Source organism: Streptomyces sp. YKOK-I1, from assembly GCF_054660435.1.
Map to the genome: position 1 here is coordinate 9,594,360 of NZ_BAAGDR010000001.1, position 24,405 is coordinate 9,618,764.

At 74.4% G+C, this 24,405-nt stretch carries 22 protein-coding genes; 14 read left to right on the plus strand and 8 right to left on the minus strand.

Annotation, left to right across the window (positions count from 1 at the left end; all coding sequences use genetic code 11):
* Positions 1-50 precede the first annotated feature (50 nt).
* From ACYQ8Q_RS42650 to ACYQ8Q_RS42660, 3 genes are all read left to right on the plus strand, one after another.
* On the plus strand, positions 51-701 hold the full coding sequence (locus tag ACYQ8Q_RS42650) for a hypothetical protein (RefSeq protein WP_460072530.1): 651 nt from the start codon (positions 51-53) through the stop codon (positions 699-701).
* A 215-nt stretch (positions 702-916) separates the two neighbouring features.
* Positions 917-2,131, plus strand: coding sequence for an MFS transporter (locus ACYQ8Q_RS42655; RefSeq protein WP_460072531.1), 1,215 nt, complete (start codon positions 917-919; stop codon positions 2,129-2,131).
* Between the two features lie 62 nt (positions 2,132-2,193).
* Entirely contained in the window at positions 2,194-2,811 is a 618-nt protein-coding gene (locus ACYQ8Q_RS42660; RefSeq protein ID WP_460072534.1) for a dihydrofolate reductase family protein, read from the plus strand.
* 156 nt (positions 2,812-2,967) lie between these two features.
* Here the strand turns inward: ACYQ8Q_RS42660 and ACYQ8Q_RS42665 are convergent, their stop codons facing one another.
* Positions 2,968-4,188: an MFS transporter gene (locus tag ACYQ8Q_RS42665; RefSeq protein WP_460072536.1), complete on the minus strand. Its 1,221-nt coding sequence runs from the start codon at positions 4,186-4,188 to the stop codon at positions 2,968-2,970.
* Between the two features lie 84 nt (positions 4,189-4,272).
* Here ACYQ8Q_RS42665 and ACYQ8Q_RS42670 point away from each other — a divergent pair, with 84 nt between their 5' ends.
* Entirely contained in the window at positions 4,273-5,262 is a 990-nt protein-coding gene (locus ACYQ8Q_RS42670) for an ArsR/SmtB family transcription factor (protein WP_460072538.1), read from the plus strand.
* Positions 5,263-5,886: 624 nt separating this feature from the next.
* Here ACYQ8Q_RS42670 and ACYQ8Q_RS42675 read toward each other — a convergent pair.
* Complete coding sequence (locus tag ACYQ8Q_RS42675; RefSeq protein ID WP_460072540.1) at positions 5,887-6,309, minus strand: excalibur calcium-binding protein; 423 nt, start codon at positions 6,307-6,309, stop codon at positions 5,887-5,889.
* A gap of 293 nt (positions 6,310-6,602) precedes the next feature.
* Here ACYQ8Q_RS42675 and ACYQ8Q_RS42680 point away from each other — a divergent pair, with 293 nt between their 5' ends.
* From ACYQ8Q_RS42680 to ACYQ8Q_RS42710, 7 genes are all read left to right on the plus strand, one after another.
* Positions 6,603-8,264, plus strand: coding sequence for a sensor histidine kinase (locus tag ACYQ8Q_RS42680; RefSeq protein ID WP_460072541.1), 1,662 nt, complete (start codon positions 6,603-6,605; stop codon positions 8,262-8,264).
* The gene (locus ACYQ8Q_RS42685; RefSeq protein ID WP_460072543.1) at positions 8,261-8,668 is read left to right on the plus strand and encodes a roadblock/LC7 domain-containing protein; all 408 of its coding nucleotides are present in this window, start codon (positions 8,261-8,263) and stop codon (positions 8,666-8,668) included. Before ACYQ8Q_RS42680 ends, ACYQ8Q_RS42685 begins: the two co-directional genes overlap by 4 nt.
* Positions 8,665-9,012 (plus strand): DUF742 domain-containing protein, encoded by a 348-nt coding sequence (locus ACYQ8Q_RS42690; RefSeq protein WP_460072545.1) that lies wholly within the window; start codon positions 8,665-8,667, stop codon positions 9,010-9,012. The genes ACYQ8Q_RS42685 and ACYQ8Q_RS42690 overlap by 4 nt, the downstream gene beginning before the upstream one ends.
* Entirely contained in the window at positions 8,993-9,619 is a 627-nt protein-coding gene (locus ACYQ8Q_RS42695; protein ID WP_460072547.1) for a GTP-binding protein, read from the plus strand. Before ACYQ8Q_RS42690 ends, ACYQ8Q_RS42695 begins: the two co-directional genes overlap by 20 nt.
* Positions 9,616-10,833 (plus strand): cytochrome P450, encoded by a 1,218-nt coding sequence (locus ACYQ8Q_RS42700; RefSeq protein WP_460072548.1) that lies wholly within the window; start codon positions 9,616-9,618, stop codon positions 10,831-10,833. The genes ACYQ8Q_RS42695 and ACYQ8Q_RS42700 overlap by 4 nt, the downstream gene beginning before the upstream one ends.
* 2 nt (positions 10,834-10,835) lie before the next feature.
* A complete protein-coding gene (locus ACYQ8Q_RS42705; RefSeq protein WP_460072550.1) occupies positions 10,836-12,071 on the plus strand; it encodes a cytochrome P450 family protein in 1,236 nt (411 codons plus the stop codon).
* A 213-nt stretch (positions 12,072-12,284) separates the two neighbouring features.
* The gene (locus ACYQ8Q_RS42710) at positions 12,285-12,827 is read left to right on the plus strand and encodes a GNAT family N-acetyltransferase (protein WP_460072552.1); all 543 of its coding nucleotides are present in this window, start codon (positions 12,285-12,287) and stop codon (positions 12,825-12,827) included.
* Between the two features lie 586 nt (positions 12,828-13,413).
* Here ACYQ8Q_RS42710 and ACYQ8Q_RS42715 read toward each other — a convergent pair.
* The gene (locus ACYQ8Q_RS42715) at positions 13,414-14,358 is read right to left on the minus strand and encodes a DMT family transporter (RefSeq protein WP_460072554.1); all 945 of its coding nucleotides are present in this window, start codon (positions 14,356-14,358) and stop codon (positions 13,414-13,416) included.
* 227 nt (positions 14,359-14,585) lie between these two features.
* Between ACYQ8Q_RS42715 and ACYQ8Q_RS42720 the strand changes: the two genes are divergently transcribed.
* Positions 14,586-15,419, plus strand: a complete 834-nt coding sequence (locus tag ACYQ8Q_RS42720) for a class I SAM-dependent methyltransferase (protein WP_460072556.1) — start codon at positions 14,586-14,588, stop codon at positions 15,417-15,419.
* 216 nt (positions 15,420-15,635) lie between these two features.
* Here the strand turns inward: ACYQ8Q_RS42720 and ACYQ8Q_RS42725 are convergent, their stop codons facing one another.
* The 3 genes from ACYQ8Q_RS42725 to ACYQ8Q_RS42735 form a co-directional block, all read right to left on the minus strand.
* Entirely contained in the window at positions 15,636-16,220 is a 585-nt protein-coding gene (locus ACYQ8Q_RS42725) for a DUF6434 domain-containing protein (RefSeq protein WP_460072558.1), read from the minus strand.
* A gap of 58 nt (positions 16,221-16,278) precedes the next feature.
* Positions 16,279-19,173 (minus strand): type 2 lanthipeptide synthetase LanM family protein, encoded by a 2,895-nt coding sequence (locus ACYQ8Q_RS42730; protein WP_460072560.1) that lies wholly within the window; start codon positions 19,171-19,173, stop codon positions 16,279-16,281.
* Positions 19,174-19,279: 106 nt separating this feature from the next.
* Entirely contained in the window at positions 19,280-19,477 is a 198-nt protein-coding gene (locus ACYQ8Q_RS42735; RefSeq protein WP_359289929.1) for a DUF6229 family protein, read from the minus strand.
* A 621-nt stretch (positions 19,478-20,098) separates the two neighbouring features.
* On the opposite strand from ACYQ8Q_RS42735, the gene ACYQ8Q_RS42740 reads away from it, so the two are divergent.
* Both ACYQ8Q_RS42740 and ACYQ8Q_RS42745 read left to right on the plus strand, forming a co-directional pair.
* On the plus strand, positions 20,099-20,590 hold the full coding sequence (locus ACYQ8Q_RS42740; protein ID WP_460072563.1) for an aromatic-ring hydroxylase C-terminal domain-containing protein: 492 nt from the start codon (positions 20,099-20,101) through the stop codon (positions 20,588-20,590).
* 96 nt (positions 20,591-20,686) lie between these two features.
* Positions 20,687-21,481 (plus strand): thioesterase family protein, encoded by a 795-nt coding sequence (locus ACYQ8Q_RS42745; RefSeq protein ID WP_460072564.1) that lies wholly within the window; start codon positions 20,687-20,689, stop codon positions 21,479-21,481.
* Positions 21,482-21,522: 41 nt separating this feature from the next.
* Here the strand turns inward: ACYQ8Q_RS42745 and ACYQ8Q_RS42750 are convergent, their stop codons facing one another.
* Positions 21,523-23,460 (minus strand): ThiF family adenylyltransferase, encoded by a 1,938-nt coding sequence (locus ACYQ8Q_RS42750; protein WP_460072565.1) that lies wholly within the window; start codon positions 23,458-23,460, stop codon positions 21,523-21,525.
* A gap of 21 nt (positions 23,461-23,481) precedes the next feature.
* On the minus strand, positions 23,482-24,210 hold the full coding sequence (locus ACYQ8Q_RS42755) for a LuxR C-terminal-related transcriptional regulator (protein ID WP_460072567.1): 729 nt from the start codon (positions 24,208-24,210) through the stop codon (positions 23,482-23,484).
* Positions 24,211-24,405: the final 195 nt, after the last annotated feature.

The window sequence follows — 24,405 nt, forward strand, 5'->3', positions numbered from 1 at the left end:
AGGCGCCCCACCGCTTGAGAAGACCGGCGGGCGGGCCGACAGTGAGAGACATGAGCCGCCACCGACGCCCCTCGCGCAGAGCGCCGTGGATCGTGGGTGCGGCAGCCGTCCTCACCGCCGGTGGCCTGGGCGTCTGGGCGCTGACGGCCTCGGACGACGGCACTTCCCGGCCGTCGCCCAGCGCCTCGTCGGGCCTGTCCCTGCCCACGCTCACCCCACCCTCGCTCACCGCGTCGCCCTCACGGACGGCCTCCCCGCGGACCTCGAGCACGTCACGTCCGGTCCCCACGCATCCGTCGAGCTCCCGACCACCGGTGGCCACGACGCACCCCGGCGGCCACGCGGTGTCGTCGCCGACGCCCCGGCGGACGGCACCGGAACCGACGCCGTCACGCACGCCCGTACGGTCGCCGGTGCAGACCGCGACCGTGGTGCCCCGCCTGACGCCGACCGTCTCCGCACCGTCCTCCACCCCCGCTCCGACACCGCCCTCCACGGTCCCGAGCAGCTCGGCGCCGACGACCGTCTGGTTCACGTCGCCGCTGGCCGAGGCCGCCGCACAGCGCATGGCGGCCTCGGGGACGGTCGGCGACCCGGCGTGCTCGCTGTCGGCGCGGGGCGACCCCGACCCCCGGCTCGTGCCGCAGGCCGGCCGCATCGGCGTCGGCACCTCCGACGGCTACTGGTGCCTGATCTGGTAGATCCCCACCGGTATGTGGCGAAGGCCACATTGGGCAGGGCTCGATCTTGGAATGCGCAGGCCCGCGCCGCTGCTGCACCTTGGTGGGCCTCCCCTGCCCCGGGGGGCGCACCGGGCAATGGCGGCCGGCGCGACTGGCCACCGGAGCAGGGCGACGTCGGTCCCCGCCCGCTCCGCCGCATCCGGATCGTCGCCCCCGAAAGGTACTTCCGCTCCATGCCCCTGGCACTGCTGTCCCTCGCCGTCGTCGCGTTCGGCATCGGTACGACCGAATTCGCCACGATGGGACTGCTTCCCCAGATCGCCGACGGCATCGGCGTCTCCGTCCCACAAGCCGGCAACGTCGTCTCCGCCTACGCGCTCGGCGTCGTCGTCGGCGCACCCGTCCTCACCGGCATCGGCGCGCGCATCCCCCACAAGCGGCTGCTGCTCCTGCTCTCCGGGCTGTTCGTGATCGGCAACGTCGCGTCCGCCCTCGCCCCCACCTTCGGCTGGCTGTTCGCCGCCCGCTTCCTGGCGGGCCTGCCGCACGGCGCCCTGTTCGGCGTGGGTGCCGTCGTGGCCTCCCGGCTGGTCGCCCCCGAGCGGGCCGGACGCGCCGTCTCGCGGATGTTCCTGGGCCTCACCGTCGCCAACATCGTCGGTGTCCCGGCCGGTACCGCGCTGGGCCAGCAGTTCGGCTGGCGCTACGCCTACTGCGCGGTCGCCGTCATCGGCCTGATCGCCCTCGCCGCGCTCGCCGCCTTCGTCCCCCACCAGCCGCGCGGCTCCCAGGCGGGCATCCGGCACGAACTGCGGGCGATGGGGAACAAGCAGGTCGCCATCGGACTCGCCACCGCCGTCGTCGGATTCGGCGGCTTCTTCGCCGTCTACAGCTACCTGGTGCCGATCCTTACGCACCTGACGGGCTTCTCCGACTCCTCGACCACCCTGGTCCTCGCGCTCTACGGCGCCGGCATGACACTGGGCACCCTGATCGCCGGACCGCTGACCGACCGCGCCCTGCGCCCGACGCTGTACGGCGGACTCGCCCTGCTCGGCGCGACGCTCGTGGCGTTCTACTTCACGGTCCACAGCACCGTCCCCGCCCTGCTGACGCTCGTCGTCATGGGCGCGATGGGCGCCCTCGTCACCACGCCCGTGCAGATGCTGCTCATGGCCAAGGCGAAGGACGCCCCGACCATGGCGGCGGCCTCCAACCACTCCGCCTTCAACCTGGCCAACGCGGGCGGCGCCTGGCTCGGTGGCCTCGCCATCTCGGCCGGCTGGGGCTGGGCCTCGCCCGCCCTGGTCGGCGCGGGCCTCGCCGCCGCGGGCCTCGGCCTCGCCTTCACCGGCGGCCTCCTGGACCGCGGCAGCGGGAACTCCGAGGTGGTCACGTCGTCGGGCACGAAGGCCCCGGCGGAGACCGGCCGGGTCACGGCGCGCTAGCAGTCCGAGGCGTGGTGCCCAGGGGCCGATGAGTTCGGGCGGCGCACGGGGTCTGCCCTGGTATGACGCGCATCATCGCCGACATCTCGGTCTCCCTCGACGGCTTCGTCACCGGACCCGACCCCGGCCCCGACAACGGCCTGGGCACCGGTGGCGAGGCCCTCCACACCTGGGCGTTCTCCGACGACCCCGACGACCGTCGGATCCTGCGCGAGGGCACCGCCCGCTCCGGCGCGGTCGTCCTCGGCCGCCGGCTCTTCGACCAGGTCGACGGCCCGGGCGGCTGGGACGACACGACCGGCTACGGCGCCGGTGAGGTCGGCAGGCCCGCCTTCGTCGTCGTGACCGGCTCACCCCCGGAGTCGGTCCGGCTCACCGACCTCGACTGGACGTTCGTCACCACCGGACTGCGCGACGCCGTCACGGCCGCCCGCGAGCACGCCGAGACGGCGGCGTCGCGCAGCGGCAAGGACCTCGACGTCGTCCTGATGGGAGGCGGCGCCACGATCGGCTCGGCGTTCGAAGCCGGGCTGGTCGACACCCTGAGCCTCCACCTCGCACCCGTCGTGCTGGGCGGGGGCATCCCCCTGTTCACCGGCGGCACCCCCCGCACGCTGGTGCGGCGGAGCGTGACCCCGACATCGACGGCGACGCACCTGACGTACGACTGCCGCACCTGACGTACGACTGCCGCGCATGACCGGCGGGCCCGGCGGGCGGACCGGCCGGTCCGGCGGCGCACGGGGACTTCTTCCACCAGTGCGACCACCATGGGGCGGCCCCGTGGGCGACGCTCCGCCGAACCGACGCGACACGTCCTGCCGCGGCCGGCGCGGTCACCGCGCGGGTGCCGTGCGGCCCACCGTGCTGGTCCTCCCGGTCCGCAGGACGTGCAGGGCCAGCGCGGCGCAGCACCCGGTGCCCACTACCCCCGCCGCGCAGACGACCGTGCTGACCGGCCACAGCTCGGCCGCCGCACCCGCCAGGGCCATGCCCACGCCCTGGATCGTCATCAGTCCCGCCGTCTGCGCGGTCATGGCCCGTCCGCGCAGTTCCGCCGGGACGGCCTGGACGAACCACTGATCCAGACCCAGCGTGTACGCCCCCGCGGCCCCCGCCAGCGCCAGGGCGGGCAGGACCCAGCCGAGCCCCGGCAGCAGCGGTACGGCCAGGAACGGCAGCAGTCCGCCGGCCGCCAGGGGCAGGGTGATCCGGGAACGGGCCGCGGGCGACAGCAGCGAGCCGGCGGCCAACTCGCCCACGATGGTCCCGACCGGCAGCGCGCACATGAGCAGACCGACACCGACCGTACCGACGCCGATCTCGTCCGCGTACGCGGCGGCCAGCGCCTCCGGAGCCACGACGAACAGGGGCGGCCCCCACATCAGCAGTATGACGGCCCGGGTCCGCCGGTCCTTGAGGACCTGACGAGTACCGGACAGAGAGCTGCGGACGAGCGCCCCGCCCCGGGCGCGCGCGGGCCGGCGGCGCGTCCCGAGGCGCAGCAGCAGCGCCGAGCTCGCGAACGTGCACACGGTCACCACCAGGGCGCCCCGGGGGGACACGACGGTGAGCAGCACACCACCCAGGCCGAACCCGATGAGCAGCGCGCTCTGCGACACGATCCGCAGCAGCGACCGGCCGAGCACGAACAGGTCCCCGTCGCCGAGGATGTCGGCGAGGGTCGCGGTGCGGGTGCCGGTGAAGACCGGCGCCGTGACGGCGATGGCGCAGCGCAGGACCAGCAGGACGGCGACCGGGGTGCCGGGCAGCGCCATGGCGCCCGCGCACGCCGCGCACAGCAGGTCGCAGAGGACCAGGACCCGGCGCGGGGGGTATTGGTCGGCCACCGCGGACAGCAGCGTGCCGCCCACGAGGTACGGCAGGAATCCGAGGGCGAAGACCAGCGAGCTGAGCAACGGCGAGCCGGTCAGCCCGTACACCAGTACGGTCAGCGCGACCTCGCTGACGACGACGCCGAGCAGCGAGAGGGAGTGCGCGGCGAAGACGGCACGGAATTCCGCCACCGCGAAGACGCGTCGATAACCGGGATGCATGGGAGGCAGCCTGCTGGAGTCGTGGCCGGCGCCGTAGAGTTTCGGTGTCAGGCGAATCTTCCTCGACCCGCTGGAGGGCTCCCTTTGCCGCTGCACCTGCGTCTCGGCGAGGACGACCTCCTGCGGTGCCGCTTCGCCGTGTCACCGCTGTGGGAGACCCAGGAAGCCGTCCGCACCCTGAACCGGCCCGACCGGCACGGTTTCCACGGGCCGTGGCTGCGGCGCATCCAGGAGGACGCGCGCGGACTGGACCTGGCCCCGCTGTGGCTGTTGATGCCCAGGTACGGGCACTCCCCGGACTGGCTCAGCCCGCAGCCGCCCGGCCCGGCGGCGGCGTTCCACGAGGAGATCGCGCTCGTCCGGGAGGCGGACCGGCGGGTCGCCCACCATGACACCGCACGCTCCCTGGCGGACACCCCGGGCGCCGCCGGCTCCCGGCTCGGCAGGGCCCTGCTTCGCGACATGAAACACACGATCACCTGGCTGGCCGACCTGCTGGAGGAGGCCTGGCACGTCCTGGTCGAACCGTACTGGCCACGGCTGCGGGCCCTGCTGGAGGCGGACGTCGCCTTCCACTCACGGCGCCTGGCCGAGACGGGCCTGGGCGGGCTGTTGCCCCAGCTCGACCCGCGGATCGGTTGGCGGGCGGGAACGCTGACGGTGAACGCGCGGGGCGAGCACGAGCGCGACCTCGACGGCCGGGGCCTGGTCCTGATGCCCAGTGTGTTCTCGTGGCCGGACGTGGTGGGCGGCTTCGAACCGCCCTGGCAGCCGATGCTGGTCTATCCGGCCCGGGGCATCGGAGGCCTGTGGGCCGAGCCCTGCGCCGACGCCCCCGACACCCTGGTACGGCTCCTCGGGCGCGGCCGTGCCGCCGTGCTCGGCGCCCTGGGTGAGCCCGCGGGCACGACCACCCTGTCGCGCCGGCTGGGCCTCGCGCCGTCCTCGGTCTCCGCCCACCTCGCGGTCCTGCGCGACGCGGGCCTGCTCACCTCCCGCCGCTACGGCCACGAGGTCCTGTACGAACAGACCCCCCTGGGCATCGCCCTCGCCGCGGGCGGCGCTCCGGCGTGACGGCGATGCTCCGTCCGGGCTGCACGGCGGGGCCGCCCGGGATCGGAGCCTGCACGCGCGAGACGATCCGGCTGCCGGTCCCGGGCGACGGCCGGGCGCGAAGAACCTCCGTACATCCACCGAGAACCGACCCGACCGGAGCCCGCGCGGACGGGTGGCAGCTGCCCGCACGACAGGGACGACGAGCGCCTGGTGGCCGCGGGGCCGGGCGGGCGAGGACCGGTCGGCCGGGGTGTGGATCGGCCGGGGTGAGGATCGGCTGGGCGTGGGTTCGCCGAGGGCCGAGCCGGCCGGAAACCGTGCGGGCGGGTGGCAGCTGCCCGCACGACAGGGACGACGAGCGCCTGGTGGCCGCGGGGCCGGACAGGGCGAGGCCCGGTCGGCCGGGGTGTGGATCGGCCGGGGTGTGGATCGGCTGGGCGTGGGTTCGCCGAGGGCCGGTCGGCCGGGGTGTGGATCGGTTGGGTGCGGGTTCACCGAGGCCCGGTCGGCCGGGGTGCGGATCGGTTGGGGTGTGGATCCGGCTGGGTGTGGGTTCGCCGTGGGCCGAGGCGGCCGGAAATGGTGTGGGTGGGTGGCAGGTGCCCGTATGACGGGGACGCCGAGGGCCGAGCCGGTGTCGGTTCAGGCACGGTGACGTCGGCGCGCGCACCCGGCGGCCGCCAGCAGGCCCGCCAGGGTGAGGCCGGTGCCGATGCCGACGTCCCGGCCGGAGGGGCCGGCGGTGGCCGTGCCGCCGACGCCGCCCTGGACACCGCGGCTCGGGAGCGGAGAGGAGCTGTCCGGCGCCGTTGTGGGACGGCTCGTGGCGGGTGCGAGGGTGGCCGGTGACCTGCGGGGAAGCGCCTCGCAGGCGATGCCGTCGTCCGGGCCCTGGTCCTCGTCCAGCCGGTTGGGGTCGCTCCGGTCCTGGTCGAAGACGGCCTGGGCGTCCTCCTGGAAGGTGAAGTCACGGCAGTCGAGGTCCTGCGCGTGCGCGACTCCGGCAAGCGGCGCGACGGTCATGATCGCGGCGACTGCGCCCGCGGCGATGGCGCGGCGTGGCATGGGCGTCTCCTCCCGGCCGGGGGCGGCCGTCGCTTCGACGCTACGCAGCGACCGGCACCGCCGCCCGCGGTGAGCGGCCGTCCGGGTGCCCCTCCCGGCATCGTCCGGCACCGCGGTCCGCGCCGTCCTCGCCGAAGAGGTTCCTGTGGAGGTGGGCCGAAGCTATTGAGAGTGATCGAAACTCTCGTATAGTGACGCCCGGTTGATCAGTGACTACAACTTTCTGTGCATAATTTGCCCCCGAGGATGACACTAAGGCCGCTTTCCGTGCGGCCGCCCAAGGACCCTGAGCGATGACCGCGCCCGCACCCTCCGACGCCCGATCCAGCCTTCGTTCGCTGCTTCCCCTGCCCTTGCTGACCGCGGCCCTGGCCGCACTCGCCGTCGCCTGGGCGGTCACGTCCGTCCCCATGTCGGCGCGGGTGACCGTGGGTTGGGGCGGCGCGATCGGCGGGGTCCTGCTCTGCGCCGCCGTCACCGTCGCCGTGACGGCGCGGCGGTCCGCACGAGCCGCTCGTGCCGTGCTGCGCACGACAACGGCCGACATCGAGCGGGTCACCCGCGAGCGCGACCTCCAGGCCGAGCAGTGGCGCCGTGAGCACCAACGGCACACCGACGCCGCCGCCCACGAACGAGCCCGGCTCGCCGAGGAGTTCACCCGCGAGCGCGCCGTACGCGCCAAGGAGACGGAGGTCGAACGGGCCCGGCTCGCCGCGGAGGTGCGCAGCCTCACCCAGCAACTCGCCCGCTCCGCGGCCGAACGCGACACCGCCGTCGCCGCCACCGCCAACGCAGCCGCCCGGATGCAGGCCCTGGCCACCGGCACCCTGGCCGACCTGCGCGCCATGGAGGAACGGCACAGCGACGAGGACGTCCTCGCCGACCTGCTGCACCTGGACCACCGCACCGCGCAGGCCGGCCGCCTCGCCGACTCCGTCGCCGTGCTCACCGGGGCACGTTCGGGGCGCCGTTGGGCCCGCCCCATCTCCATGGAGTCCATCCTGCGCGGCGCGATGGGCCGGATCAGCGGCTACCAGCGCATCCGCCTGCACTCCGTCAGCGACGTCGCGGTGGCCGGCCACGCGGCCGAGGGCGTGATGCACGCGCTCGCCGAACTGCTCGACAACGCCGCCAACTTCTCGCCCCCCAACGCCGAAGTCCACGTCTACGTCGAGGAGGTGCCCGCCGGCGCCATCGTCTCGGTGGAGGACAGCGGGCTCGTCATGAGCGACGTCCAGCTCCGCCGCGCCGAACAGGCCGTCACCGGCGACATCACCGGACTCGGCGGACTCACCGGCACCCGGCTCGGCCTGGCCGTCGTAGGACGCCTCTCGCGCAAGCACGGCATGAAGGTCTCCTTCCGGCCCTCCGCCCGGGGCGGCACCGGGGTGCTCATGCTCGTCCCCCAGGACATCCTCACCACCGCGCCGTCTCCGGTACGGCTCCCCGCGGACCCGCGCCCGCACAGCGCCCCCGCCCGCACCGCCGGCCCGGACCGCGACACCCCCGCACCCGCCGACGCCACGCCGTGCGAGGAGGAGGCCCGGCCGCACGAGGAGTCCGGCGTCACCCCGCCGACGGGCGGCGGTCTGCCCAAGCGCCGGCGCGGACACACCCTGGCCGCCGCCGAGAACGCCCGGGCCGCCCAGGGCACCCCGCGCCCCACCGCCGCACCCGAGGACATCCGCACCCGCGCCAGCCGCTTCGGCGCCTTCCGCCAGGCGGTCCGCGCGACCGACCCGTCGGAGCGCACCGGCGGCCACCGCCTGCCCTCGGCCGACCCGGCGCACCGCACCGGCGGCGCCCGGCTGCCCTCGGCCGACCCGGACGAGCACACCGGCGGCCACCCGCTGCCCCCCGCCGGCGGCGACCCGCACACCGCGCCGTCCTCCGGCACCAAAACGGCCCCCGACAGATCCACCCCCTCGCACCCGGAAGGCGACACCACCTCATGACCGGCACGACGACCGCCGACGAGAAGCTCACCTGGCTCATCGAAGGGCTCCTGGAGCGCACCCCCGGCGCCCGGCACGCCCTCGTGCTCTCCCGTGACGGGCTGAAGCTGTGCCGCACCCCGGAACTGACCGTCGACCAGGCCGACCAGCTCGCCGCCATCGCCGCCGGTATCCAGTCCCTGTCGCACGGCGCCTCGGTCGAGTTCGGTGACGGAAGCGGCGGTGTGCGCTCCTCGATGACCGAGTTCTACGGCGGCACGCTGTTCATCGTCGAGGCCGGCGAGGGCGCGCACCTGGCCGTCGTCACCGACGAGGAGGCCGAACCCGGTCTCGTCGGGCACAACATGAGCGAGCTGGTGGAACAGCTCGGCGAGCATCTGACGGCCCCGCCCCGCAGCGCATGAGGCGGCCCGGCAGGGACGACGCCCCCGACCGGCTGTACACCCTCACCCAGGGACGCAGCCGGTCCGGGCCCGACAGCCCCTTCGACCTGGTGACGCTCGTGGTGGCCGAGAGCGACGCCGCCCCCGGCATGCAGTCCGAGCACGCGGCGATCCTCGCCCTCACCAAGGCACCCACCGCCGTGGTGGAGGTCGCCGCCGACCTGGGGCTGCCCGTGAGCATCACCAAGATCCTGCTGTCCGACCTGCTCGCCGCGGGCAAGGTCAGCGCCCGCCACCCCCGCATCTCGGTCCTTCCCGACCCCGACATCCTGGAGCAGGTGCTCGTTGGACTCCGCAACCTCTGAGGCACGCATCCCGCTGGGTGCCTCCGCCGACAACGGTCTGAAGATCGTCGTCGTGGGCGGCTTCGGTGTCGGAAAGACCACCATGGTCCGCTCGGTCAGCGAGATCCGTCCCCTCAACACCGAGGAGACGATGACCCGCGCGGGCGAGACCGTCGACGACGTCACCGAGATCCGCGGGAAGACCGCGACCACCGTCGCCTTCGACTTCGGCCGGATCACCCTCGACGCGCGCAACGTGCTCTACCTCTTCGGCGCACCCGGCCAGGAACGCTTCTGGTTCCTGTGGGACCGGCTCTTCTCCGGCACCCTCGGCGCGGTCGTCCTGCTCGACACCCGCCGTATCGACGACTCCTGGTACGCCATCGACCGGCTGGAGCGGCACGGTACGCCGTTCATCGTCGCCTGCAACGACTTCGGCGGCCCCCGCCACTCGCACGACGACCTCCGCGAGGCCCTCGACCTCGACCCGCGGGTGCCCCTGGTCGACTGCGACGCCCGCTCCCGCGAGTCCAGCAAGCAGGTCCTCATCACGCTCGTCCAGCACATCCAGAGCCGGTACGCCGGTACGACGGCCCCAACCGCCGCCTCACCACGGGAGTTCGCGTGAGCACCGACGCCGTTCCGCTCAGCGGTCCCCGCTTCCAGAGCGAACCCGCCCGGCTCTACCGGGAGATGCGCGCCGAGCACGGAGCCGTCACCCCCGTCCTGCTGGACGGCGACGTCCCGGCCTGGCTCGTCCTCGGCTACCGCGAACTGCACCAGGTCACCGGCGACCCCGTGCTGTTCAGCCGCGACTCCGACCTGTGGAACCAGTGGGACACCATCCCCGGCGACTGGCCCCTGCTGCCCATGATCGGCCGCAAACAGCCGTCCATCCTCTACACGGTCGGCGAGCGCCACCGCGAACGCGCCGCCATGATCAGCAACGCGCTCGAGGCCAGCGACCCCGCCCAACTGCGCCGCCACGCCGAGCGGTTCGCCGACGAGCTGATCGACGCGGTCTGCGCCAAGGGGACCGCCGACATCGTCGGCCAGTACGCCATGCTGCTGCCCGTCCGCGTCCTGGCACGGCTGTACGGCTTCCCCGACGAGGAAGGCCCGGGTCTGGTCACCGCGCTCAACGACATGATCGACGGCCGCGAGCGCGCCCTCGCCGGGCAGAGCCATCTCGCCACCTCCATGGGCGAGTTGCTCGCCGCCCGCCGGGCCGCGCCCGCCGACGACGTGGTCTCCCGGATGCTGGCCGACCCCAGCGGCTTCACCGACGAGGAGATCGCCCAGGACCTGATGGTGATGATGGCGGCCGGGCACCAGCCCACCGCCGACTGGATCGGCAACTCGCTGCGGCTGATGCTCACCGACGACCGGTTCGCCGCCTCCCTCTTCGGCGGACGCAACAGCGTCGCGGAAGCGATGAACGAGGTGCTCTGGGAGGACACGCCCACCCAGAACGTCGCCGGCCGCTGGGCGTCCCGCGACACCCACCTCGGCGGACAGCACATCCGGGCCGGGGACCTGCTCCTCCTCGGCCTCCAGGCGGCCAACTCCGACCCCCAGGTGCGTCCCGTCGGCGGCGACCTCACCGGCGGCAACAACGCGCACTTCTCCTTCGGCCACGGCGAGCACCGCTGCCCGTTCCCCGCCCAGGAGATCGCCGAGGTGATCGCCCGGACCGCCCTGGAGGTCGTCCTCGACCGACTGCCCGACATCGACCTCGACGTCCCCGCCGAGTCCCTGACGCGCCGCCCCTCACCCTGGCTGCGCGGGCTGACGGAACTGCCCGTGCGGTTCACCCCCACCCCTGCCCTGGGAGGCAACTGATCATGACGTCCGGCACCGAAGAGCTGCGGATCGCCCTGGATCCGTTCGTCACCGACCTGGACGGTGAGAGCGCCAGGCTGCGCGCGGCCGGACCGCTGGCCGCGGTCGAACTGCCCGGGGGAGTGCCCGTGTGGGCCGTGACCCGGCACGCCGAGGCCAAGGCGCTGCTGACGGACCCGCGCCTGGTCAAGGACATCGAGGTGTGGGGCGCCTGGCGGCGCGGCGAGATCCCGCCGGACTGGCCCCTGATCGGCCTGGTCAACCCCGGCCGCTCGATGCTGACCGTGGACGGCGCCGACCACCGCAGGATGCGCGGCCTCGTCGCCCAGGCCCTCACCCCGCGCCGGGTGGAGACCCTGCGCGAGCGGATCACCGAGCTCACCGAGCGGCTCCTCGACGCCCTGCCCGCCGACGCCGATGTCGTCGACCTCAAGGCGGAGTTCGCCTACCCCCTGCCGATGTACGTCGTCGCCGACCTCATGGGCATCGAGGAGAGCCGGCTGCCGCGGCTGAAGGAGCTGTTCGAGAAGTTCTTCTCGACCCAGACCCCGCCCGAGGAGGTCGTCGCCACCCTCGTCGAACTGGCGGGGATCATGGCCGAGACGGTCGCCGCGAAGAAGGCCGCCCCCGGCGACGACCTGACCAGCGCGCTCATCCAGGCCTCGGACGACGGCGACCGCCTCACCGACGAGGAGATCGTCTCCACCCTCCAGCTCATGGTCGCCGCCGGTCACGAGACCACGATCTCCCTCATCGTCAACGCCGTGGTCAACCTCTCCACCCACCCCGACCAGCGGGCCCTCGTCCTGTCGGACAAGGCGGAGTGGTCGGCGGTGGTCGAGGAGACGCTGCGCTGGTCCACCCCGACCTCGCACGTCCTGATCCGGTTCGCGACCGAGGACGTGCAGGTCGGCGACCGCGTCCTCCCGGCGGGCGACGCGCTGATCATCTCCTACGGCGCGATAGGCCGCGACGAGGAGGCGCACGGCCCCACCGCCGGTGACTTCGACATCACCCGTGAGACCCGCACCCGCCACATCTCCTTCGGCCACGGCCCGCACGTCTGCCCCGGCGCGGCCCTGTCCCGTCTGGAGGCGGACGTCGCCCTGCCCGCGCTCTACGCCCGCTTCCCCGGCCTGGACCTCGCGGTACCGCCGTCGGACCTGCGCAACAAGCCCGTGGTGACCCAGAACGACCTCTTCGAACTCCCGGTCCGCCTCACGCCGGCCTCCGACTGACCCGACATCAACACCCCTCCCACCGACCGACACCGCCTCCACGGCATCGACGGCCGGCGGGAGGCGGTGGGCTCGGGGAAAGGAACCGAGGGGGCCGCGGCGACGGCCTCGGCGTACGAACGGTTGACCGTTCCCCCCTCCTGCGGAGGCGGCCTGTCGAGTCGCCCGGATATTGGTTTGCCGTCGACCGATCCGGCCGGATAAGAAGCTCACATGCTTAGAGGCAGCAAGGTCGGGCTCAGGGCCCGGCACGAGGAGGACATCCCGATCCTGCGGGCCGAGCTCTACAACGACGTGGTCAACGCCTCGCGGGCCGAGGGCGGGCCGTGGCGGCCCCTCAAGCCCGACACGAAGGACCCGCGGCTCGTCGTGGACGACACGGCGCAGGGAACCGTCCCGTTCTCCGTGGTGGAGCTGGAGGGCGGCACGCTGGTCGGCACGGCGACACTGTGGGGCATCGACAACCACAACCGGGTCGCGCACGTCGGACTGGGACTGCTGCCGTCCTCCCGCGGCCAGGGCTACGGCACCGACGTGGTCGCGGTGCTGTGCCACTACGGTTTCGTCGTGCGCGGTCTGCACCGCCTCCAGATCGAGACGCTCGCGGACAACGCCCCCATGCTGCGCTCCGCCGAGCGCAACGGCTTCGTCCGCGAGGGCGTGCTGCGCTCCTCGGCCTGGGTGATGGGCGAGTTCCTGGACGAGGTCCTGCTCGGGCTCCTCGCCCAGGACTGGAAGCCCGACCCCCGGGACTAGTCCAGGCGTCGGCGCCGGGTTGGAGTACCTGGGGAAGTCAAGCAGCTCGAACGGCAGCTCGGCTGCGAGCTGCTGCACCGCACCCAGCGGTCGGTCGCCCTCAGCCCCGCCGGAGCGGTGTTCCTGGACCACTGCCGGACGCTGATCCGGTACGCGGAGGAGGCGGAGGCCGCCGTCCGGCAGGCCGCCACCGGGCGCGACGGACGACTGGGCGTCGGCGCCGTCGCCACGGCCCTCTCCTGGCCCCTGCGGCTTGTGCGGGAGGAGTTCCACCGGGCGGTGCCGGACGTCGAGATCCGCACCCACGAGGCCGCCGCGGGACTCCTCGACCGCTCGCCCGACCGGGCGATCGTCCGCCGGACCGCCCCGGTGCGCGGCACCACGGCGACCTCGCGCCTCGCCGACCGCCCCGCTGGATCCGGCGGACCTGGCGGGCAGTACCTGGGTCTGGCTCCACTGCCGTATCTCCGCGCCGCGGCGGCCGCCGCGCACCCCGGCGTCCGCTTCAGAGCCCTCCGGAACGCGACCGCGACGATCGGGCTCAGCGCCATGACCCGGACCCGTCCCGGCGAGCCGACCGAACGGCTCACGACCATCGATCAACGGCCCCTGACGCGGGGGGTGGTTCCTGCCGGCGGGCAGGGGTCGCCCGCTCTTCTTGCGCCACCAGCGTCCGCGCGAGGGGAATCCGCGACAGGGTGAGGACTCCGGCGACGATCAGCGCGACCCCGCACAGCTGGGGCAGCAGCCACCACCCGGAGCGGACGGCCTCCTCGTACAGGGTGATGCCGAGGACGAGGCTCACCGCCGCGTCGCCGAGCGTGAGCGCGGGTTGCGACGCGACCAGGGGGCCGGCCTGCATCGCGTTCTCCAGCAGGAACAGCGCGCAGACACCGGTGGCGGCGAACGCGTACGTCTCCCAGGCGGAGAGGAAGGCCACGAGCCCCTGTTCGTCGAGGATGTGGGTGGAGGACTTCATCAGCGCCGCGGTCACGGCGTAGCCGATGGCCGTCGCCGCCCCCAGACAGGCCGCCCGGGCACGGCCCTCCGGGCGCCGCACGGCCGCGAGCGCCAGGACGACGACCGTCCCCGAGCAGACGGCGAGCGCGGGGATCCAGCGGTCCGGCGGCACATGGGTGCGGTTGCCGCTGGGGGACGCGGCCGTGAGGGCGATCGCGAGTCCGGCCACCACCGTGGCCACGGCGAGCCAGCCCCTGCCGGGCAGATGCCGGTGCAGCAGGACGGACGCGGCGACGAGGGTGAGCGGCAGCTCCAGCACGAACAGGGGCTGCACGATCGTCAGCGGCCCCGTCGCCAGCGCCACCGCCTGGCAGACCGCTGCGGTGATCACCGCGAGCATCCCCGCCAGCCAGACGGGCCGGCGCAGCAGGTCGAGCATCAGGCCGGCCCGGAACCCCGGGGAGCGCGGCACGGTCAGCGCCGCCTTGCGCTGGAGCACCGTCGCGACCGCGTTGCTCAGGGCCGCGCAGATCGCGAGGAGGACGGGGAGCGCGGTGCGCAGTACGGCCACCTCCGGAATCGGCGGGCAGGGGGCGTCGGCTGTGCCGGTCCTGTCATGGTCGCCCGGACGGGACGCGAGCGCGATCGCAGCCCGCGGGCGCCGGCTCCGGCGGGGCGGGGCGAACCGTGAGACAGTCGTAGGAGGCGCCGGAGCCGGCGCTGCTCGGGTGTACGCGTCCGGGCGCCTGCCACCGCCCGGGACCGTACGCGCACGGCACTGGAGCGGAGGCATCCGTCATGTCCGAGTCGAGTGAGGCGGCGCAGGCCGACCGGGCGCTGAAGGCGAAGCATCGCGCCATGTGGGCGCTGGGCGACTACGCCCTCGTCGCCACGGACGTCATCCCGGACCTGGGTCCCGTGCTCGTCCGGGAGAGCGGCGTCCGGCCGGGGACCCGGGTGCTCGACATCGCGGCCGGCTCGGGGAACGCCGCCATCCCCGCCGCCCTCGAAGGGGCCGACGTCGTGGCCGTGGACCTGACCCCGGAACTGCTGGATGCCGGACGTCACCTCGCCGCCGAGCGCGGAGCCGAGCTGGAATGGCGCGCGGCGGACGCCGAGGAACTGCCCTTCCCGGACTCGGACTTCGACACCGTGGTGTCGTGCGTCGGGGTCATGTTCGCCCCCCACCACCAGCGGGCGGCGGACGAAATGGTGCGGGTGTGCCGCCCCGGCGGCACGATCGGCCTGGCCAACTGGACCCCGGAGGGGTTCGTCGGGCAGATGTTCACCGCCATGCGCCCCTTCGCGCCCCCGCCGCCGCCCGGAGCACAGCCGGCACCGCTGTGGGGCGACGAGAGCCATGTGCGGGCCCTGCTCGGCGACCGGGTGACCGGCGTCGACGCCCGTCGCCGGATGCTCCGCGTCGACCGGTTCTCCCGGCCGGAGGAGTTCCGGGAGTTCTTCAAGAACTGCTACGGCCCGACCGTCGCGGTCTACGGCGCGGTCGCCGACGACCCCGACAAGGTCACCGCCCTGGACACGGCCCTCACGGAGCTGGCCGCCCGGCACCTCGCGGACGGTGCCATGGAGTGGGAGTACCTGCTGGTCACCGCCGACCGGAACCCCGGCTGATCCGAGGGAGACCGCCCTGGTGGTTGCCCTTGGCGAGAGAGCCGAAGACGAACCGGCGACCTCTCGCTCGTCGCCGGAGTCCACGGCCTGCGGACCCGCTCGGCCGGCCGGGCGATCGTGGCGTTGCCCGCAGCCGGCTGAAGGAGTCCGTCACACTGCCGGTGCGCCCGACGGGCCGGGTCGGGCGCGGCGGTTTTCTGGGAGGAGCGGCTGCCGTCAGCCGTCGCCGGGGTGGCGGGGGAGCGCGCGGTGGGCGTACCAGGCCGCGCGGGCCTCGGCGCGGGTTCCGGCCGGGTTCCGGCGGTGCCAGGCGCTGGTGAACCGGTTGTACTCGAACTGCTCCTCGATCTCGCGGGGCCGGGCCGCGTCCGGGCGGGTCGCGTGCCAGTGGGCGACCGCGTCGGCCAGGGTCCGCCCGGGGTTGCGGGCGATGAAGTCCCGCATGAAGGCGTCGAAGTGGAAGCCGGGGCCGATCGCTGCGAGGAAGTACCTCCGCAGGACCTGGCCGCACCGCTGGCCGTCCGGGATCACGGTGGCGCCGTCGACGGGCTCGGCCAGCTGCGCTCCGGCCGGGCGGCGGCGGGCCGGGGCGGCCGGCGGCGGCAGGCCGTCCAGCGCCGCGGCGAGCCGGGCGGTGAGGGCCGCTTTGCCGCCGTGGCGCGTGACGCCCATCGTGCGGGCGAGGCCGGTGAGTTCGTCCAGGGTCCAGTACCAGCGCAGCAGCTCGGCGCCGGTGAGGCCGGCCGTCAACGGTGGCCTGGGCTCGGCGGCTGTCGCACTGGTGTTCTGGTTCTGGTCCATGGCCGCCATTCTGCCGGGTCGGGGGTCGGGTCCGGGGGCCGGGTCAGGGGCCGGGGCCTCACCCGGGTGTGCCGCGGTCCGGGCGGAGGGCGTCCAGGAGGAGCGGGTCGGGCAGGTCGGCGGCGGGGTGCATGCGCAGCAGGGTGTGGACGACTCCGGCGAGGCCCGCCATCAGGCTGGGGGAGAAGGCCTCGCGGGCCAGACCGCCGGTGGGGCCGCGCTGTTCGAGGCTGGTGAGGATCTCCCCGTCGAGGGGAGCGGTGCGGTCGGGTTCGAGGGCGGTGAGGAGCTCCCAGAGACCGAGGTCGCCGTGACACAGGGTGTGGCTCCAGCCGAAGCCCTCGGCGGCGCAGGCCCGGGCGGCGCGTCGGGCCATGTCGAGGCGGGCGGGATCGCCGGTGCGCCGGTGGAGGTCGAGCATGGCGATGCCGATGCCCGCGCTGCCGTGGCACCAGCTCGTGAAGAAGTCCTCCTCGGCGCCGACCCGGGCGTCGAGCCAGTTGCCCGCGCCGGGCTGCCAGAGGGATTCCTGGTAGGCGAAGGCCTGTTCGGCGAGGCGGCTCCAGCCGTTCCGTTCGTCGGCCGTGCCCGCGTCGCCCAGGGAGAGACGGGCCAGGGCCCAGCCGATGCCGGTGGCGCCGTGGGCGAAGCCGCCGATGCCCTGCGGGTTGAGCCGGGTGGTCCAGCGGGCGCCGGCCGTGTCGTGCACGGCCAGTCCGCTCAGTCGGCGCCCGATCCGGGCCGCGGCGGCCGCCCACCGGTCCTCCCCGGTCGCGGCGGCCAGGTCGAGCAGCGGGACCACGGCGCCCGCGGCGCCGTTGAGCAGGTCGACCTCGACGTCGTTCGCCACGAGCGGGCCCTCGGCGAGGGGGAGCGCGCGCAGCGCGGCCCTCCTCAGCAGCCAGGCATCGCCCAGGACGCGGTGCAGCGCCAGCCACGTCCACACCTGGGACGCGGCGCCGCTGAACGCGCCCGCCGACGGCGGTACGGCCGTCAGGTCCTCGGTGCCGACCAGGACCCGCAACGCTCCGTCGAAGGTGTCGGCGACGCCCGGCACCTCGTCCGCCCGCCCGGCCCGTACCTCGGCCAGGTACTCGGCGAGGGCCAGCGCGACCCCGCCCTGCCCCGTGTAGAGATCGGCGGGCAGCACCCTGATGGACCATCCGGCGGGCGTGAACACGGGGCTGATCCAGGTGACCGTGCCGTCCGGGCCGCGCACGGCCCCGTCGCACAGCCGCCGTACCATCCGCGCGGCCAGGTCACGACGGCGCCGCTCCCGGTCCCGGGCGTGCGGACGACGGGCGGCGGACCGCACCCGGCCGGGCAGCGACCGTTCGTTGAGGTAGGCGCCGACCAGGGCGTCCTGGATCACCGACTCCTCCAACGGCAGATCGGCCGTCCGCCAGTCCCGCACCGTCGCCTCGACCGCCGCGGAGTCCACCGTGAAGGTGCACATCGGGACGTCGCCGACCAGGAGGTCCGAGATCTCCCCCTCGATGGCCACCCGGTCGGTGGGCGCTCCGGGCAGCACCTCGGCGTTGCGGCGCAGGATGTCCCGGGCCCGTTCGACGGCCGCCAGCTCGTCGTGCAGCGACGCCGGGTGCCACAGCATCCGGCCGATGTCCACGTAGGCCTGTGTGGGCCGCAGGATCCGCCGTGCCCGGGCGCCCTCGAAGCGGCGCAGCAGCCGGTGCGGATCCGTGCCCGGGCGCCGCAGGTGCGCGGTCATCTCGCGGAATCCGGTGAGGATCCGGTCCCAGTACGCGCTCAGCACCGGGGCGGGACTGGGGTGGTTGCCCGCGGTGGGCACGGCCACCAGGCCGACCTCGAAGCGGGCGGCGCCGGTGCCGCCCTGCGCGATCACCGGATGCGGGATCAGCGGCTGCTGGCCGGGCAGCGCCCCGATCCCGGAGATGTCGACCCCGCCCAGCGCGAACCCGGTGCCGCGCACGGGCAGCAGTCCGGTGCGCAGCACCGTGCGGCGGATCGCCGCGGCCGCCACGTCGACGGCGTCGCCGCGTCCGCTGGGCGGGAACGGCGCGGGGGCGTCGAAGAGGGTCTCGGCGTCGACGACGACCGGCACCGGACCGGCCGCGATCATGTTCTCGGCGTGCATGTCGGTGCCGCCGGTCAGCCGCAGGACGGCCAGCCAGTGACCGACGTTGCGGTAGAAGACGGCGAGTTCGGTGTCGTCGGCGCAGTAGCGGTGGCGGACGAACTCGGCCCAGCCGTAGCCCTCGCGGGCCAGGGTGCGCGGCACGCGGATGCGCTCGTGCGGCGCGGGGGCGTCGGCGAGGTCCGTGAACAGCTCCTCCAGCAGGCCGCCCAAGGCCACGTCGATCCGGGACGACCGGGGCTTGTACATGACGCTCGTGTCGTCGAAGTCGACCCGGCTGACGGTCAGTCCGCCCCGGTGGGTGTCGCCCGCCCCGAACGTCACGGTCCGCAGCCGTCCCGGGTCCGTGCCGCACAGCGGGCGCAGCGACTCCCGGTCCGCGGCGAACCGTTCGGCGAAGCCGGCCGTCGCGCCCACCGAGAGCCGCGCGACCGACGCGATCCGCCGGCCCACGACGGGATACCGGCCGGCCAGCCGCTCCAGATAGCCGTCCTGGGCGGCCAGTTCGATGAACGCGGCCCAGGCCGCCGTGTCGGACGCACCGGTTGCGGCCGTCACGCCGCCTGCCGCACCGTCCGCCGCGATGCGCAGCGCGTGGAGTTCGATGAGGAACAGCCGCGCCAGCTTCGCGTGCAGGGACCTGAGCAGCGCGGTGTGACCGGCCTCCAGCACCACGTCCCGTTCCTCGGCGCCGAGGGCGTCGACGTCCCTCAGCCGCCTGGCGAGCTCGTCCCGCCACGGGCGGGCCAGGACGCGTACGGGGCGGGCGAACCACTCCGTCTCGTCCCTGTCTCCCGGTAGCGGCTCCACCGGCTGCACCGGAGCAGATCCGTTCACCCTCCACCGTCCCTGTTCCACCCGAGGTGTGTGCCCGTCCGGCGATGCGCCCGCGAGGGGCGAGGGGAGCCGCACGGTCCCCCCGCTCCCGTCGTGCCTCAGAGGATCAGCAGCACCAGCTGCCCTGCGACCCGCTCGGGCTGGAACAGAAGCCGTAGAGGGAGTCGCTCGGGTCGGTGAGCGCGGCTTCGGCGGCGGCGCCACCGACGTAGAGCGGACCAGCGGGGTTGACCTGCCCGTACGCGCTCTCGGCACCCGACAGCCAGGCGTCGAGCACGGCGGTGTGAACACTGATCTGTGGCATCAGCGGCCTCCGGAGACGGAAATTCGGGACGGATTGCCCAGCCCTGAGTATCGCGGCGATCGAACATCCGTCAGACGGCTAATCCGGCCACAGTCGGGCGGGGCGGACGGGGCTCCGTACCGCCCCCGGGACGCACGTGGTGTCGGTCGGCTGTCTGTCGGCGGGGTTCGGCACGGTTCCTGGTGCTGGAGCAGGAGCCCAGGCCGCACTCCCCGTGGCGGACGCTCCCGCTCGGCCTCGGTCGAGGCGTTCCACCGCCGGGGGATGCCGGTGGAAGTGCTGACGGCCTCCGGTCGGCCACTTCGCCGGCCCGCCGCCCGACCCGGCCCGGGTCGATGTCGCCGCCCTGCCGTTCCGGCTCCCCGGCCCGGCGACGGAAGGGATGATGACGAGCCTCGACGCGGTCGAGACGGTGCTGTCCGCATGTACCGCTCGCGGACGCCGAGCCGGGCACACCTTGAGGCGGTGCTGCGCCGGGTGTCCGCACCGATGTGACCCTGGGCGAGGTCCACCTCGTCTCGACCTACACCGACCGGCGATGCCGACGACGACGTACCGTCAGGGCCGCGTCCCGCGCGCGGGTGACGCCGACCACATCCACTCTTCCCCTCGGCGGGCAGGGTGAACCTGGGCCGGAAACTCGCGGCGACCCTGAGCGGGGACGCGCCCGGCGGCCCTGAAGCCGGACCCGCACGGCCGCGCGGCGCGCGCGCTGGTCCGCGACCTGATCGGGACCCGCGACGGAACGACCTACGCCGCCGGGAAACTGTCCGGATCGTCGGTCCGCCACGACTCGGCGACGACCATCCGCTCGTCGGCCGCACCGCCCCGGAACTCCGTCGGGAGGACGGCACCCGCCTCGGCGACCTGCTGCGTGAAGGATGTGGCGTCGCCCTCGACTTCACCTCCGACGGCCGGCTGCGCGACGCGGCGCAGGGCTGGGGCGAGCGGATCCGGTACGCGGCCGGGGCGGCGCGGAACGCCCTGGGACCGGGTGCCGTGCCGATCCGCCCCGACGGAATCGTCGCCTGGGCGGGCAAGGCCGGGGGCGACGTCGACCGGGACGCGTTCGAGCGGGCCGTCGGGCGCTGGTTCGGCAGTCCGGAGGACTGAGCGGCGCCGCCGGTCCGCTCCGGCCCCAGCGCAATGAGCAAGCGCTTAGTAGCATGGGGCCGGACGGACGGCGGACCACGGAGGGAAGGGCACAGCGTGTCGGAAGCAGAGGCCTTCTACGAGCGGGAGAGCCAGGACCGGTTCCTTCCCACCCCTTCCACCCGAGGGCCGTGGGACGCCGGCTCCCAGCACGCCGGCCCGCCCGCCGCGCTGCTCGGGCTGGCCGTCGAGCAGCGGCCCGGGGGCCGGCCGGACCTGCGGGTCGCCCGGCTCACGTACGAGATCATGCGCCCGGTCCCGATCCGGCCGCTGACCGTGGCCGTACGGGTCCTGCGTTCGGGGCGCAGCACCGAACTGGTGGAGGCCGTCCTCACGCCCGACGGCGGCGCGGACGTGATGCGGGTGACGGCGCTGCTCCTGAAGACGGTGCCGCACTCGGTCCCCGAGGTGTCGCCCGGCCCTCAGGTGCCCGGCCCGGCGAGCGCACCCGCGAAGCCGTTCTTCCCCGTCCCGTGGGACCGCGGCTACCACACCGGCATGGAGGTGCGCTTCGCGGCCGGTTCCTTCCTGGAGCCCGGCCCGGCGAAGGCGTGGATGCGCATGCGGGTGCCGCTGGTCGCGGGGGAGGAGATCACACCGCTCAGCAGGGTGCTGATCGCCGCCGACTCGGGCAACGGCGTCAGCGCCGAGCTGGACTTCCACCGGTACGTCTTCATCAACACCGACCTCACCGTCGGCGTGCACCGCCATCCCGAGGGCGAGTGGGTCTGCCTGGACGCCCGGACGATGGTCGACGCCTCCGGCATCGGCCTCGCCGAGTCGGCCCTCCACGACGAGAAGGGCCCCCTCGGCCGCAGCACCCAGAGCCTGTACGTGGCGCCGCGCGGCTGAGCGGCGGGGTGGCGCCCGTCCCGGACCGCGCCACGGCCGCGCTACTCCACCCACCGCACCGCGTCGTCGAGCGGCCGGCGCGCCGCCCGGCGGGCGGGTGTGCTGGTGGCCCGGCCGGTGCGCAGGACCGCCAGGATCTCGTCGTCCCCGGCCGGCCCGGCGTGCCGGGCGAGGGCGGGTCCGGGGCTGCCGAACTCGCCCCACAGCGGCTGGGCGGCGTACCCGGCCTCGGTCAGGGCGAGCCAGACGTGCATCAGGGCCACCCCCGCCCGGAGGCGGTCCGCGACCGTGCGGCGGGGGCCCCGCAGCACGAGTACGGCCCCGCAGTCCCGCAGCCTCCGCGCCCGCTCGCGGGCCGCCAGCACGGCCAGGGGGCGGAGCGCCGACCGGAGGGGTCCTCCCGTCCCCGGCAGGGCACGGAGCAGGTACGCGGGTGAGGCGCCACCGCCCAGCAGGTCGCGGGGGTCGCCGAAGGAGCGGCGGCCCGTCTCGGTGCGTGCGCGGTCCTGGAGCCAGGTCCACCACTCGGTGTCGTCCGCGGGGCGCGTGGACAGGGAGGCGTCGAGCTCGGTCCGGGCGAGCCGGCCGAGGGCGGCGGAGCCGGAGAGCGTCTCCAGGGCGATGTCCCGCTCGGCGCAGAGGAGTTCGACGCGCTGGGCGGTGGTGCCGTCGAGGGGGGTGCGGAGCAGGCGGTCGCGGTGGGTGGCGCGCAGGCCCAGGGCCCCCTGCCGGGGGAGGACGTCCTCGCGCAGCCGGTCGCAGTGGAAGCGGCCGGCGAACGAGGGCATCGCCTCCGACCCGGCCGGGTGGGCCTCCCAGTCGCCGTGCGCGAGGTAGGTCATCGCCCCCAGCGCGCAGCCGAGGCCCTCGGCCCAGCCCAGCGGATCGGGCGCGGCGGCGGGCCAGCGCGCCGGGTCCGGAGCCAGCCGTACGGTCCGGTCGTCGAGGAGCTCGAACCGCCAGGGCTGGGTGTTGTACGCGGACGGGGCGCGCCGGGCGCCGTCCAGCACCGTGGTGAGCCGCTCGGGCAGGGGGCGTACGCCGGTGGCTGTAGCCGTGGCCGGGGCCCTGCGCGGGCCGCCCCGGCGTGCCGCGCGGACCGCCCGCAGGGTGCGGGCGAGTTCCAGCGGCATCCGGGCGCGGTGGGCGAGCGCGGCCGGGCGGGACATCACCGCGGCGTGCACGTCCACGGTGACGATGTGCCGGGTCCTGCGGTTCATCAGCAGGTCCAGCACGGTTCTGGTGGTCAGGGTCGCGAGGCCCAGCACGCAGTAGCCGATCTGCGGCCAGGTCCCGCCGTTGGCGAACCGGTCCGCCTGGATGGGCAGGTAGTCGCTCGGCACCTGGGTCCTGCCGGTCCACCGCATCGATTCCCACAGGCGGTTCTCCCGGTGGGCCTCGGCGCTCGCCCTGCCGTAGAAGGGCACCGGCCGGCGCCGGTAGTCGAAGACGTACAGGGTCGGCTTGCCCCCGAAGTCCATGCCCGCCACGACCGGTATGCCGCGCCGCGCGGCCCGTTCGTGCAACTGGTACTTGACCCAGGCCGACATCGAGGGGTCGACGCCGTCGAAGACGACATGGGCGCCGTCCAGTGCCTCGTCGAGGTTCTCCAGGGTGAGCCCCTCCGGGTAGGCGGTCACCTCGGCCGCCGGGTTGATCGCCCGCACCCGGTCGGCCAGCACCAGCGGCTTCGACCGGCCCACGTCGGCCAGTGCGCAGGCCTGCCGGTTGAGGTTCGAGACGTCGAAGACGTCCGGGTCGGCCAGCCGGAAGCGCAGCACGCCCAGCCGCGCCAACGGCTCGACCACGGCACCGCCCCCGCCGCAGCCGGCCACCAGCACGGTCGCCGCACGTAACGCGGCCTGCTCCCGCTCGCTGACGATCTCCTGGTTGCGGCTCACCGCTTCGGTCCCGGCGGTCACCACGCGGACGTCCGCCGGACCCTGGCCGGGGCGGCCCGGGATGTGTTCTGGGCTCACGCGTCCTCCTCTCCTCTGCGGTCAGGCGGGGTTCTTCGTCCGGTGCTGGGCCGGTACGAGCCCGGGGCTCGCCGGAGCGCCCGGGCCGGCGGTGGACGCGCCGACCGGGAAGCGGGTCACGCACCGGGGTCTGACCTGGGGCGGCCAGCAGTGGTGGACGAAGAGGTTCAGGGCGTAGGCGCGGGCGACCAGGGCGCTGCGGTTGGGCGCCTTCAACTTCCGCATCATCACGCTGATGTGGTACTCGACGCCGTGGCTGCTCAGCCCGAGCCGGGACGCCAGCTGCTGGGTCGACAGCCCGGCGGCCACGCCCTCCAGGATGCGGGCGGGCACCGCGGTGAGCGGGGTGGGCCCCGGGGCCAGGAGCAACGGGGTGCCGGGCGCGCCGTCCGGGACCACGAGGGCGATCAGGGTGCAGCCGGTGTGCGGGGCGGAGGTCAGCGCGATGCCCGTGACCAGGCAGTCGGTCTCCGCGCCGTGTGCGTCGACCAGGGTCATGGGGACGCTGAACTCGCTGCGCCGGCCCCTGAGGAGCTCGTCGAAGTGCTCCCGCAGGCTCACGTCCGCGCTCGGCCGGAGGTAGCGGGGGAGGTACTCCCCCTTCAGCTCGCCCGAGGTGAGACCGAGGTGTCCGCAGAACGCGTCGTTCACCTCCAGGATGCGCAGCCCGGCGTCGAGTTGGACGGTGCCCAGGGCCGGGGTGGCGGTCGGGGGAAGCTCCGGTCCTTCGTCGACGGTCGTGACGGTCACGGGATGGGACGGGGGCGACGCGGACAAGGTGGTACCTCTTTCGGGGGTGGCCGGAAGGGATACCGGTGCGCCGCATCCGAATCGGTGACCGTGAGAGGCGGTCCCGTGGAAGGACGCCCTTGTCCATTCCGCCGTAGTCGAACGGTGTGCGCGGAGCGCCGCCGAGGCGCCCCGGGAGGGTGACAGCGCTTTCAG